The sequence below is a fragment of the Burkholderia sp. YIM B11467 genome, assembly GCF_052952715.1.
Genome location: NZ_JBQVSQ010000001.1, coordinates 718871 through 732280, shown reverse-complemented (window position 1 = coordinate 732280; position 13410 = coordinate 718871). Strand labels below are relative to the sequence as shown.

At 60.5% G+C, this 13410-nt stretch carries 11 protein-coding genes; 8 read left to right on the top strand and 3 right to left on the bottom strand.

The annotated features are described in order from the left end of the window. Positions 1-5: 5 nt before the first annotated feature. From ACTRWB_RS03260 to ACTRWB_RS03245, 4 genes are read left to right on the top strand one after another with little or no spacing between them, the layout of a single operon-like run. Positions 6-1256, top strand: coding sequence for a sarcosine oxidase subunit beta family protein (locus ACTRWB_RS03260; RefSeq protein ID WP_193101416.1), 1251 nt, complete (start codon positions 6-8; stop codon positions 1254-1256). Between the two features lie 12 nt (positions 1257-1268). Next, positions 1269-1589, top strand: a complete 321-nt coding sequence (locus tag ACTRWB_RS03255) for a sarcosine oxidase subunit delta (protein ID WP_193101414.1) — start codon at positions 1269-1271, stop codon at positions 1587-1589. Then, a complete protein-coding gene (locus tag ACTRWB_RS03250; RefSeq protein WP_446900919.1) occupies positions 1576-4575 on the top strand; it encodes a sarcosine oxidase subunit alpha family protein in 3000 nt (999 codons plus the stop codon). Before ACTRWB_RS03255 ends, ACTRWB_RS03250 begins: the two co-directional genes overlap by 14 nt. Beyond that, a complete protein-coding gene (locus tag ACTRWB_RS03245; RefSeq protein WP_446900918.1) occupies positions 4568-5152 on the top strand; it encodes a sarcosine oxidase subunit gamma in 585 nt (194 codons plus the stop codon). Before ACTRWB_RS03250 ends, ACTRWB_RS03245 begins: the two co-directional genes overlap by 8 nt. Positions 5153-5276: 124 nt before the next feature. Here ACTRWB_RS03245 and ACTRWB_RS03240 read toward each other — a convergent pair whose 3' ends face one another. Next, positions 5277-6467, bottom strand: a complete 1191-nt coding sequence (locus ACTRWB_RS03240; protein ID WP_446900917.1) for an amino acid aminotransferase — start codon at positions 6465-6467, stop codon at positions 5277-5279. Between the two features lie 65 nt (positions 6468-6532). Then, the gene (locus tag ACTRWB_RS03235; protein ID WP_446900916.1) at positions 6533-6886 is read right to left on the bottom strand and encodes a hypothetical protein; all 354 of its coding nucleotides are present in this window, start codon (positions 6884-6886) and stop codon (positions 6533-6535) included. Positions 6887-7082: 196 nt separating this feature from the next. Here ACTRWB_RS03235 and folD point away from each other — a divergent pair, with 196 nt between their 5' ends. The 4 genes from folD (at position 7083) to ACTRWB_RS03215 (ending at position 12167) form a co-directional block, all read left to right on the top strand. Then, positions 7083-7946, top strand: a complete 864-nt coding sequence (gene folD / locus ACTRWB_RS03230) for a bifunctional methylenetetrahydrofolate dehydrogenase/methenyltetrahydrofolate cyclohydrolase FolD (RefSeq protein WP_446900915.1) — start codon at positions 7083-7085, stop codon at positions 7944-7946. A gap of 433 nt (positions 7947-8379) precedes the next feature. Further along, entirely contained in the window at positions 8380-9522 is a 1143-nt protein-coding gene (locus tag ACTRWB_RS03225) for a porin (RefSeq protein WP_446900914.1), read from the top strand. 369 nt (positions 9523-9891) lie between these two features. Then, the gene (locus ACTRWB_RS03220; RefSeq protein ID WP_446900913.1) at positions 9892-11139 is read left to right on the top strand and encodes an aromatic ring-hydroxylating oxygenase subunit alpha; all 1248 of its coding nucleotides are present in this window, start codon (positions 9892-9894) and stop codon (positions 11137-11139) included. Continuing rightward, positions 11136-12167, top strand: coding sequence for a flavin reductase family protein (locus ACTRWB_RS03215; RefSeq protein ID WP_446900912.1), 1032 nt, complete (start codon positions 11136-11138; stop codon positions 12165-12167). Before ACTRWB_RS03220 ends, ACTRWB_RS03215 begins: the two co-directional genes overlap by 4 nt. Before the next feature lie 3 nt (positions 12168-12170). Here the strand turns inward: ACTRWB_RS03215 and ACTRWB_RS03210 are convergent, their stop codons facing one another. After that, on the bottom strand, positions 12171-13082 hold the full coding sequence (locus tag ACTRWB_RS03210; protein ID WP_193101398.1) for a LysR substrate-binding domain-containing protein: 912 nt from the start codon (positions 13080-13082) through the stop codon (positions 12171-12173). Positions 13083-13410: the final 328 nt, after the last annotated feature.

Sequence of the window (13410 nt, the reverse complement as noted above, 5' to 3'; positions counted from 1 at the left end):
TTCGCTTGGAAAACTACTCTCTCTGGTCTCTCGCGAAGCATGCGCTCAGCGGTCATCGGCGCTGGGCTCCGGCGTGGCGGACAAGCGAGCCGAAAAGTCGCTACGACGTGGTGATCATCGGCGGTGGCGGTCAAGGGCTGTCGACTGCTTATTATCTGGCCAGGAATCACGGCATCACGAATGTGGCCGTCATCGAGAAGGGCTGGCTGGGCGGCGGCAATACCGGCCGCAACACGACAGCCATCCGCTCGAACTACTTCTATCCGGAAAGCACGCGATTCTTCGAGCGCTCGTTGCAACTCTACGAGGGGCTGAGCAAGGAGTTCAACTACAACGTGATGCTCAGCCAACGCGGCGTGCTCACGCTAGCTCACAGTCCGCATCAGCTGGACGGGCTGAACCGCTGGTCCAATTCGATTCAACTGCAAGGCATCGACGCCGAAATGCTCGGCGTCGAGCAGATTCGCGAGTACCTGCCGCTGCTGGATCTGAGCAAGGACGCACGATTCCCGGTGCTCGGCGGCTTCATTCAGCGTCGCGGTGGCGTCGCGCGACACGATGCGGTGGCATGGGGCTATGCTCGCGGCGCGGACGCGATGGGGGTCGACATCGTCCAGAACTGCGAAGTCACGGGTTTGCGTATCGGGGCAAATCGCATTCAAGGCGTCGAAACCAGCAAGGGATTCATCGCCGCCGACAAGGTGGTCGTCTCGGTCGCGGGAAATTCATCCGTGCTTGCCCGCATGGCGGGCATCAAGCTGCCCATCATTTCGATGCCCTTGCAAGCGATGGTCAGCGAGCCGGTGAAGCCGATCCTCGATGGCGTCGTGAACTCTCCGGCGGTGCATGCGTACGTGAGTCAGTCGGATCGCGGTGAAATCCTGATCGGTGGAAGAACCGACGCGTACCCGTCATACGGTCAGCGAGGATCGCTGCCCGCGCTCGAAGACACGCTGAGCGCAACGCTCAACCTGTTCCCGGCGTTCAGTCGATTGAAGCTCATGCGCCAATGGGCCGGCATCGTCGACATTTCGCCGGACTCGAGCCCGATTCTCGGCAAGACGCCGGTCAAGTCGCTGTTCATGAGCACGGGCTGGGGTACCGGCGGATTCAAGGCGATACCGGTTGGTGGCGAAACCATGGCCTATACCGTTGCCAATGACCGTCCGCATCCTCTCATCGAACCATTTGGCCTTGACCGGTTTTCCACGGGCCGCTTCGTCAACGAAGCGGCTGCCGCCGGCGTCGAACATTGAACGGAACGACTCATGTTACGCATTGCTTGCCCCTACTGCGGAAGCTCGCGGGATGAAGACGAGTTTTCATACGGCGGACCGTACCAGCGCGTGCGGCCTGCCGACCCGGCGCAACTGAGCGACGAGGAATGGGGCGACTACCTCTTCATTCGCGAGAACGCTCGAGGCGCCAGCCTCGAACGCTGGCGCCATACGTTCGGATGTCGCCAATGGTTCGGCATCGAGCGAGACACGGTCAGCCACGCACTGCTCAGGATTTTCACCTTCGACGAGGTTCCTCGCGGTGGTCCGTATGCGTTGCAGCAGGAAGGAGACGTTCATGAAGCGGTTTGAACGCGTCCCGGTCTTCGGCGAGGCGACAGTCACGCCACGTCAGTCGATCGAATTCTGGTTCGACGGAAAACGCTATGCGGGACTCAAGGGAGACACGCTCGCATCGGCGTTGCTTGCCAATGGCATCGGCATCGTTGGCCGAAGTTTCAAGCTGCATCGCCCTCGCGGCATCATGGGCCGCGGTATCGAGGAGCCCAATGGCCTCGTGCAACTCGAGTCGGGAGGTTTCGACGAGCCGAACGTTCGCGCGACGCTCATGCCGCTCTATCCCGGTCTGAAGGCAACCAGCCAGAACGCCTGGCCCAGCGCCAAACACGACGTCATGGGGATGCTCGACACGTTTTCGAGCGTGTTGCCTGCGTCGTTCTATTACAAGTCGATGATCTGGCCCAGCTGGCATTTCTATGAGCGGATGGTCCGCCCGATTGCCGGCCTCGGAACATCGCCGACCGTTGCCGACGCGCAGAAGTATCAGAAGCGCAATGTTCATTGCGACGTTCTGGTCGTCGGCGGTGGTCCCGCCGGGCTCATTGCCGCTTATGTCGCCGGCTTGTCCGGGCTCAGGGTTATCCTCGCGGACGATGCCGAAGCGTTCGGTGGTTCCGTCCTGGGCGAGCGTTTTGAAGTCGACGGCGCGCCTGCCGCACTGTGGGTCCGTGCGATCGTTGCGAAGCTGGAGCAGTTGCCGAATGTTCAGCTTCTATCGCGAACGAACGTGAGCGGTTACTACGAGCACAACGTCGTGTCAGCACAGCAGCGTGTCGCGAATCATCTTGGCCCAGCCGGTCAAGCCGGGCGGCTTCGCGAGCGCCTTTGGAAAATCCGTGCGCGCGCCGTGATCCTCGCAACAGGCGCCATCGAACGTCCTTTGGTTTTTGCAAACAACGACCGGCCAGGCGTCATGCTGGCATCCGCGGTCCGGATGTATGCGAATCAGCATGGCGTCGTGCCCGGCAGCCGCGTTGTCATCGCAACCAACAACGACAACGCATATCTGACGGCATTCGACCTTCACTCGGTAGGCGTGCGGGCTCTCACGGTCGTCGATACGCGGTCGGTGGTCGACGGGGCGCTGACCGCAAAACTGAAGGCGGCGGGTATCAGGCATTACGTTGGCTACGGAATTGCGGACGTCGTCGGGAAGCGCGGAGTCAAGGCGATCAAGCTCGCGCAACATGCCGGTGACGGCGCGCTCGTCGGGCCGACCGAAACCGTGTCATGCGACCTGGTCGCGATGTCGAGCGGCTGGACCCCGACCATCCATCTATACAGTCAGGCCGGCGGTACGCTGAAGCTCGATGCCGAGCAGATGTGTCTCGTTCCCGATTCCTGCGCGCAGAACGTTCGCGTAATCGGTGCGGCCAATGGTGCGTTTTCGTTGGCGGCATGCGTGACTTCCGCCGCTACCGCAACGACGGAAACGCTGCGCGAGCTCGGGCATCAGGACGTGCCCGAATTCCTCGAGCCTCGTGTGCAAGCTGAAGAGCAAGACTCGCTTCACATTCAACCGTACTGGTACACGCAGAGCTCGCCCACCAACAAGCAGTGGCTGGATTTTCAGTACGACGTGAAGGTCTCGGACGTCGAGCTCGCGATGCGGGAGAACTTCGTGTCGGTCGAGCATGTGAAGCGCTACACGACGGGCGGCATGAGCGTCGACCAGGGAAAATCGAGCAACTTCAACATCCTCGCCGTGATGGCCGAGGTGAGCGGCCGTCCGATCGTCAAGGTGGGAACGACGCGGTTCCGGCCGCCTTACCAGCCGGTCACGCTTGGCACATTTGCCGGAGGTACGGTCGGCAAGCTTTACGCTCCGTATCAACGCTTGCACGCGGCGGATGCACATCGTGCACTGAACGCGGTGGTCGGAGATTACGGTTGGCAGCGCCCGGACTACTATCCACGCGAGTCCGAGGACATCCATCAGGCGACGCGCAGGGAAGTGGCGGCAGTTCGCGGCAACGTCGGCATGTTCGACGGCTCGCCGCTCGGAAAACTCGAAGTAAAGGGGCCCGACGCGGCAGAATTCCTGAACCGGATGTACGTCAACAACCTGTCGACAGTCAAACCCGGCTCGGCACGCTACGCGATGTTGGCGAACGAGAACGGCATTCTCATCGACGACGGTGTGGTCGTGCGTCTTGCCGAAGACCATTTTCTTGTCCATACGACAAGCGCGGCGTCCGGAAGGGTCTTTCTCCTGATGGAAGAGGTTCTTCAATGCGAATGGCCGGACCTGAAGGTCTACGTGAATAACGTCACCACGCAGTGGGCGAACGTCACGATTTCCGGCCCCAACGCGCGCGCCGTGATGCAGCGGGTGGAATCCGACATCGACTTCTCGGTCGCCGCATTTGCGCACATGCAGTTCAGGACGGGGCAGTTTGCTGGCGTGGACGCGCGTATCTTGCGTGCAAGCTTCACGGGCGAAGTGACTTACGAAATTTCGGTGCCGGCCCGATATGGGCGTGCGCTCTGGATCTTCATGGCAAAAGCCGGTGAGCCGTTCGGAATCACGCCGTATGGCGTCGAAGCGCTCGAAGTCATGCGTACGGAAAAAGGTTACCTCCACGTCGGCGCCGACACGGATGGTTGCTCCAACGCACTCGACATCGGTTGGGGAAAAATCGTCGAGAAGAAGGGCGGCGACTTCATCGGGCGCCGCTCGATGCAACGCCCGGAAGACAGGAAGAAGGGCCGCCTGGAGTTCGTCGGCCTTGAATGTCTCGACGCTTCGACGCAACTGCCTGTCGGTGGGCACTTTGTCGAAGACCATACGTCCGGACAACCATCACGTTCCGACGGCTACGTCACATCGTCTTGCCTCAGTCCTACCTTGAGCAAGTCGATTGGCCTGGGCATCCTGCGAGATGGGGCGAGCCGGCTTGGTCAGGAAGTACGAATCTATTCCAACGGTCGCATCCTTGCCGCGCGCGTCGTACCTGCCGCGCACTACGATCCGAAAGGAGAGCGTCTCAATGCATGACTTACAGGCCCGATCGACCGTCACGTCCCACCTCGTGACGGGCCGCGTATTCCGGATTGCTGCGCCTTCGTTGCAACTGTCGGAGATTCCGCTGCACGGCCTTGTCCGGATTCAGGGTGACGGAAAATCGTCGAAGTTGAAGGCGAGCATCGAGGCGGGGTTGGGTGTGGCCTTGCCGCTTCCGGAGCGTTCAACCTTGATTGGGACGACCCGGCTCGTGTGGGTGGGACCGAACGAATGGCTGGTACTTTGTGCGCTGGAGGATGAGGCGGCCATCGTCCGGAATCTGACGAACAGCCTTGCGAATCAATTCGTCGCCGTCACCCTGGTATCCGACGCACGCGTGTCATTCCTCGTATCCGGCGGCGAAGCCGTGGACTTCCTCGCCAAGGGGTGCGGGATCGACCTCGACGCCACGGTGTTTCCGGTCGATGCGGCGGTAACGACTCGCTTCGCCGGCCTGCCCGCGATGCTGCTACGCAGGGCGACCTTTGAATATGTGTTGTACTTCGATGTTTCCGTGGCCGGGTTTCTCGTCGACTGGATGACCGACGCGGCGGAAGAATTCGAAGCCTGAGCGTGTTCGTCGCGGAGGAAACAGGAGATCGGATCGTCCGCGACGTCGAGAGGGAGCGAGGGAAGTTCGTGCCGCGTTTTCCTCGATGCCGGTCAGGGCGTCTCCAGCAAGCTGCGATATCGCTTCATCGAAGAACTCGCGCAAAGGCCTCGCCGACGTAATCGATGTTCGAGTGATTCAGACCTGCGACGCAAATGCGGCCACTCGATACCGCGTACACACCGAAGTCGGATTGCAAGGAGGCCACCTGGCCTGCCGACAGCCCGGTATAGGCGAACATTCCGCGTTGCGCGACAAGGTATTCAAAGTCCTTCGATGGCACGAGTTCGCTGAGCGTGTCATACAGCCGCTTGCGCATCGCTGAAATACGAAGGCGCATTCCTTCGAGTTCGCCGGCCCACTGCTGCTGAAGGAGGCCATCGGAAAGAACGGTGGCGATGAGTCTCATCCCTTGAGTCGGCGGGCTGGAGTAGTTTCGGCGGACGGTGAACTTGAGTTGGCCGAGAACATTGGCGGTCTCCCTGGCTTTTGCGCAATGTACCGTCAGGGCGCCGCAACGCTCCCCGTACAGCGAGAAAATCTTCGAGAACGAGTTGCTGGCCAGGAAGTCGAGCTTTCTGCGCGCCAGCTCGCGAAGGACAAACGTGTCGTCAGCCAAGCTCTCGGCGAAACCCTGGTAGGCGATATCGACGAACGGGATAAGGCGACGCTGTTCGACGACATCGAGAATCTTGAGCCACTGGTCTCGCGTCGGGTCGACACCAGTCGGGTTGTGACAGCACGGATGAAAGAGAACGATGTCGTGTTTCGTCAGACGTGCCAGATCCTCGAGCATGCCATCGAGGTCGAGGCCTTTCGTTTCCGAATCGTAGTAGCGGTACCGACCGACCTTGAACCCCGCGCCTTCGAAGATACCGATGTGGTTATCCCAGGTCGGGTCGCTGACGAACACGGCGCTCTGCGGAAAGTGATGCCGGAGGAAGTCCGCGCCTACTTTCAGTGCGCCGCTTCCGCCCAGGGTCTGAATGACGGCGAGCGAATCGGCCGTTGCGTCGACCTCGTTTCCAAACAGCAGGCGAGTCACCCGTGATCGATAGGTTCGGTCACCTTCGATCGGCAGATAGGAAGTCGGCGCGTTGGATTCGAACACGCGCGCGGCAGCGGTCCTGACGGATTGAAGCACGGGAATTCGACCGTCCGCGTCGTAGTAGATGCCTACGCCGAGGTTGACCTTCTGCAGTCGCGAGTCCTGCGCGAATCGTTCCATCAGGCCGAGAATCGGGTCGCCGGCATAAGGCGGTACGTGCGAAAACATTGGGATGTTCCTTGAGCGGGAGAACGGTCGTGAAAACGGTCTGCGTGGACGTGCGGTGCCGGGTCCTAGCGCCATGCATAGCGCGAGCCGCGCCACGGCTTGCCGGGGCCTTCGTACACGAGTTCGACGTATGCGGCCTCGATCGGCGCGCTCATGAGCCCATCAAGTGCGCGGTCGACAAATGCCCACGAGTCTGGCGTACCTGCCTGCAGAAGCGCATCGCGCATCACGCTGTAGTCCAGAACGTCGTTCAGCTCGTCTGTCGTCGCCGAGGCGTTTTCGTAGCGAACCCAAACCTCGACGTTCACGTGCGTTCCATGGAGTTCGTCGACGGGCGCCGAAGGTTTCCAGCTCCGCAGAAAGAGACGTCGACAGTCAAGGCGCCAGTCCACTGGCAGGCAGCGATGCTCGGGTTTCATGATGGCTCATGTACAGGGATGCATTGAATCTATCGTTCGCCCAATGTCTTGGCAACACTCCGAAGTTCATGATTTCTGGCCCTGTAGATGCAAAAAAATGATGCATAGGGCGCTCGATTGCTTATGTAAAGTATGGACATCTGAACGATACAAGGCGGTTCACGAGCTGCCCATCACGGACCATGCGGAGCGGGATATGAGTCAGGCAACAGTCATCGACGGTGTGGCGGTGTCGCACCGCGTGCGGCAGGAAGTGTCGATTCGAGCGGAGGCGCTTCGGGCGAAGGGTGTGGTACCCGGGTTGTCGGTGATTCTGGTGGGGGACGACCCGGCCAGTGCCGTCTATGTGAGAAACAAGGTGAAGGCATGCGAGCAGCACGGATTGCGCTCCACGCTCGACCGCTTGCCGGCGGAGACGACGGAAGCGCAGCTGCTCGATCGGATTCGGGAACTCAACCTGGAACCGACCGTGCACGGCATTCTCGTTCAGCTGCCATTGCCCCGGCATATCGACAGCCACAAGGTAATCGAGGCGATCGCGGCTGAAAAGGATGTGGACGGGTTTCACGTCGCGAATGCCGGTGCCCTCATGACGGGCAGTGCCCGCTTCAAACCCTGCACGCCATATGGCGTGATGAAGCTGCTCGAAGCCTATGACGTTCCGGTCTCGGGGAAGCAGGCCGTCGTCATCGGCCGCTCGAATATTGTCGGGAAGCCGATGGCGCTGCTGCTGCTCGAGGCCGGGGCAACGGTCACCATCTGTCACAGCAAGACGCCCGATCTCACCGCACATACGAGGACGGCCGACATTGTCGTGGCCGCTGTCGGAAAACGGAATGTCGTGACGGGTTCGATGATCAAGCCCGGCGCGACTGTAGTCGACGTGGGCATGAACAAGAACGACGAAGGCAAGCTCTGCGGCGACATCGATTACGCGTCGGTGCGCGAGGTGGCAGGTTTCGCGACGCCTGTCCCGGGCGGTGTCGGCCCGATGACCATCACGATGCTTCTGGTCAATACCTTGCAGTCGGCGGAGCGCGCTGCGGCCGGACGGCTGTAAGGCACCCGCTCAAACCTTCCAATCAGGTTTCCAGTTCTGCCTGACGGGTCTTGCGATCCGTCGGGCTGCCCCTGCGTATCGAATCCGCGATATCTGCCGCTGTTTTCTCATCAGGTTGTTCAGCACTCCACGTTATTGAACATCGGGTTTCCGTGCCGGAATCTTGCGCGAGAGTGGCGAAGCCGCAACAACCCGAGCGTGCATGTACGCGTCGTGCATTGGTGTTTTCACTCAGTGCCCGATGCGTGCGGCCCGTCGAGGCCTTGTGCCACGCAGGCATTCCATAACGAATGCAGTGCATTCGTTTCTTTGGTTTGCGACGTGCATTTCGGCTTCTTAGGCTCCTCCATGCTTCATTTCGCAATGGCCAACAGTCAGGCGGTTCCTGCTCTGCCCGTAGCCACGTTCACAAAGTGCATGTCTGGAGATACAAATGAAAAAGCAACTTACTGTCCTCGCCCTGGCGCTTTCGGCGGCCCCGGCGGCTTTCGCGCAGTCGACGGTTACGTTGTACGGGGTGATCGATGAGGGGGTGAACTATACGAACAACACGGGCGGCCACAGTAACGTCGAGATGCAGTCCGGCTATGCGTACGGTAGCCGCTGGGGGATGAAGGGAGCAGAGGACCTGGGTGGCGGGATGAAAGCCATCTTCACGCTCGAGAACGGGTTCGACCTCAATACGGGACGAGCCAATCAGGGCGGCCGGATGTTCGGCCGGCAATCGTTCGTCGGCGTCTCGAGCCACTACGGCACCCTCACCATGGGCCGTCAGTACGATTCCGTGGTGGACTTTGTCGGCCCCACGACCGCGAATGGTTCGTGGGCGGGTTATCTCTTTGCCCATCCGTACGACAACGACAATACGGACAACTCGTTTCGCGTGAGCAACTCCGTGAAGTACACCAGTCCGGACCTGGGCGGCTTCAAGTTCGGTGGTGTTTATGGCTTCAGCAACACGGCAGGACAATTCGCCAACAACCGGCTGATGAGCATCGGCGCGAGCTATGCGGGCGGCCCCGTCACCGCCGGCGTCGCGTACATGGACATCGACAACGTCGGCGGCAATTCGACGGGTGCGGTCGCGACCAATGACAGCAGCTTCTTTGCGGGACATCAGCGCGAAGTCGCCGCGGGTATCAACTACAACATCGCCGCGGCGACCTTGGGGTTCGCCTACAGCCATGTTCGCCTCGAGAATCCGACGGGCAACGGATACCTGACCCCGGGGACGTTTCCGACGGGCGTCAGCGTCGGCTCCCTGACCTTCGACAACTTCGAAGTCAACGCGCTTTACCACTTCACGACGGCCTTCTATGTCGGCGGCATGTACACCTATACCCGCGGCCGCTATGAAGGCAGCAACGGTAGCTCGCACCCCAACTGGAACCAGTTCGGGCTGATGGCCGACTACAACCTCTCGAAACGGACGGATGTCTACGTGCAGGGCGTCTACCAGAAGGTTTCCGGTTCGACGGGCACGTTCCTCGATCAGGCCTATATCACCGGGACGGACAATTCTTCGTCGACCAGCAAGCAGTTCGTCGCACGTGTCGCACTCCGCCACCTCTTCTGATCAGCGTTTCGGTCGATGTTCATCATGCGAGGCCGCGTGCGGCCTTGCATGTTTCCGTCCCGTTCGGTCGGCGTTCCGCCGGAATTGCCAGGCAGGCCACTCAGGTTGGTGCGCATCGCGATTCAACCGCCACGCCGGGAATCCGCCTGCGCGATGCGAACCGTGTATGAAATTTTGAATGGCATGACGATGCGCTGAGCCGCGTCGACGCATGGGGCATGCGGACGAGTTGACGGATGGCGTTCCTGGCCTCGAAAAACACATGCAAAGCATCAAGAATTCTCGCTTGCGCGGGTTGCTCGTACGGATTCAAATCCGCATGTAGATCAGGTCTCCGCGAACCATCCGAAACGAACACAGGCCCCCATCATGCTGTCAAATTCGCAGCTTTCCGCACTCGTCGATTCCCGTCAGCCCGGCCGGTCGCTGCCGCAACCGTTCTATACGGATCAGGCCGTATTTGACCGGGAGCTCGAACTCATCTGGGAACGTCAGTGGCTGTTTGCGGGCATGACGGCGCAGATTCCGAAGCCGGGCAACTGGTTCACGGTTCAGGTTGGCAAAAGCTCCATCCTGGTCGTTCGCGATCGCACGAAGGCCGTCCGCGCGTTTTACAACACGTGTCGTCACCGTGGCTCGCGGATCTGCGCCGGCGAGAAGGGGTCATCGGGCACGCTGGTCTGTCCGTATCACCAGTGGACGTACGGGCTCGACGGCAAACTGATGTTCGCCAAGGAAATGGGCGAGGAATTCGACACGTCGGCATTCGCTTTGCGTTCGGTGCATTGCGAGACGGTCGAGGGCTACATCTTTTTTTCGCTCGCAGACGACCCCGCGCCGTTTGATGCATTCAAGGCAAAGGTGTCGCCGTATATTCAGCCTCACGGTCTCGATAACGCCAAGATCGCTCACCAGTCGACCATCATCGAAAAGGGAAACTGGAAGCTCGTCATCGAGAACAACCGCGAGTGTTATCACTGCGCCGGCAGTCATCCGGAGTTGCTTCGAACCATCTCCGAGTTCGATGGCCCGACCGACCCACGGTTCGGCGGGGATTACGCGGTCAAGTGCGCCAACGACGAAGCACGCTGGGATCGTGCCGGCTTGCCGCACAAGCCCATCGAAACGGACGAAGGCTACCGCCTTGTACGCGTGGCGATGGAACGCGGGTTGTCGTTCACGATGACGGGGGCGCTCGCCTGCAAGAAGCTGCTCGGAACGAACGAGGATGCGGATGTCGGTTCGCTTCGTCTCCTGCGCTTCCCCAATACCTGGAACCACGTCCTGTCGGACCATGCGGTTGCGTTCCGCGTGCTGCCTGTCAGTCCGACCGAGACCCAGGTGACGACGTGGTGGCTCGTCAGCGGCGACGCTATCGAAGGAGAGGATTACACCCTCGATGAGCTCACCGCAGTCTGGGCGGCGACCAATGCGCAGGATCAGACGCTGGTGGAGGCGAACCAGCAAGGGATCAATTCGAAGGGCTATCAGCCGGGTCCGTACTCGCCTCTGGTCGAGCGCGGCGTGACCGAGTTCATCGACTGGTATCTCGACACGCTTCGGCGTGAATTGGCGGCGGCGCCCAAAGTTTTCCCGGTGGAGTGTGTCGAAGCATGACCGGCAGTCCTTTCGTCGAGGCGACGTGCGTCGACATTCAACCCGAGAGCTGGAATGTGAAAACATTCCGCTTCCGCGTCTCCCGCGCCGGCCAGAAGTTCGATTTCCAGGCCGGTCAGTATGTCACGCTGGGATTGGAAATCGGCGGCGAGAATGTCTACCGTTGCTACACGGTTTCCTGTGCACCGGAAACGACGCAGGCCGGAGCGTTCGAGATCACGGTGAAGTACTCGCCGGGCGGCGTCGTCTCGACGTGGCTGCACGAGGCGCTGCAGGTTGGCACGCGCATCCAGGCGTCGCACGCCGCAGGCGACTTCGTGGTGCCGGAAGCCCACGACGAGCCGCTGCTGTTTGTCGCCGGTGGTGTGGGCGTCACGCCATTGATGTCGATGGCTCGTCACCTGCATGCACGCGCTCGGGCTTCGGACCTTCAGTTTTTCCAGTTCGCGAGAACACCTGAAGACCTCCTCTTTCGCGAGGAACTGGCGGTGATGAGCGCCGCTGGAAGAGGAATGATTCCGCATTTTTATGCGTCCCGTTCAAGCTCCGGCGATTGTCAGGCAGGGCGGCTGTGCGCCGACTTGCTCGACCGGGCTGTCCCCGGGTGGGAGGCTCGTCGCGTCCTTTGCTGCGGGCCGGATTCGTTCATGGCCGATATGCGGGAAGCGTTTGTGAGCAGCGGCGGAGACCCGTCGAAATTTCACCAGGAGAGCTTCACTATCCCGGACGCTCCGCCAGCCCACGTTGTCGCGCGTTCAAATGTGACAAGCGTTCGGCTCTCGGAATCCGGCTTCGACGCGTCGTGCGCGCCGGGCACCACCATTCTGGATGCGGTTCACGCGTCGCCTCAGGGCGTGAAGATTCCCAATGCGTGCCGCTCCGGCGTGTGCGGCACGTGCAAGGTGAAGAAGCTCGAGGGTGACGTGGACATGCGGCACAACGGCGGCATCATGGATGAAGAGGTCGAGGAGGGGTATATCCTCGCCTGCTGCTCGGTGCCGCTCTCCGACGTCACGATCGAATACTGATGGCTAGGTCCAGAGGCTGCGTTTGCCGAAGTCGATCAGCCACTCGAGAAACGTTTGAGCGGGCGCGCTCAATTCTTCGTTTTCCGTATAGATGATGTATTCCGAGAGACCGGTCTTGATGGAGATGTCGAGCGGTCGGACGAGCAGCGTTTCTCGCGCCTCATGCGGGATGCCGTACGCCCAGGCGAGCGCGACGCCTTTGCCGCTGCACGCAGCCCGATAGACGAGGTCGTAGTTGGATACGGTGAGGTTCTTGTGCAGAACACCCGGTTGAAATCCAGCGCCTTCGAGCCATGCGTCCCATGAGTTGAACTCGGAGATGCCCGAGTCCAGTTCAATCAACTCGCATTTCAGCAGATCCTCGATTTCCTTGATGCCGTGTTCGCGTTGGTAGGCGGGCGCGCACACCGGAAAAATCTCTTCGTCGAACAGCTTCACCTTGGTGACGTTCGGCCAGTGCCCATCGCCGTATCGGATCGCGAGATCGACAGGGTCCTGCCACGGGTCCACCGGCGAATTGCTCGCCAGGACGCGAATGTCGATGTTCGGATGCTGGCTCCGGAAATCGATGATGGCCGGCATCAGCCAGAAGCTGGCCATTGCATTGCTTGCCGCGATGGTCACCGTACTCGTGTCGAGCGCTTCGATCATCGTCACCGCACGACGGATCGAATTGAGACTCTGTGCGATCGCCTGCTGAAAGATGAGCCCGGCCCGGGTCAGCTGAATTTCCTTGTGGCGGCGGTTGAACAACGTCACGCCCATGCGCTCCTCGAGCACCTGGATCTGTCGACTCACCGCACCTTGCGAGAGGTGCAGCTCCTCGGCCGCGCGCGTGAAACTCATCAGGCGTGCTGACGCTTCGAAGGCCGCGATGGTGTTCAGGGGGGGAAGACGCTTTCTTTGGCTTGCCACGTATGAGACCTCACAAGGTGCAGGTCCGCTCCCGCACTCGACGCTACATCAGGGGTTCCCGGCAATTTACTGGATTCCAAAAAAGCAGGCTACGCACAGGCCGCCGAGCGGTGTAAGGAATTTCCCTAACCCGGTGACGCCCGTCCGGCATGGCAAGACGGGGAGCCCCGCTGTATCGGCCGTTTGGGCATCGTTTCCCTTTGCATGAGAATTTTCATGCTCAACCTCAGCTCTTTTCGGTTTCCGCCAGATTTCTGACTACCTATTTTTGAGGCTCGAAATTCACTTCCAGTGGATGCGCACTGACGGGCCTGCTCGATTCGCTCGC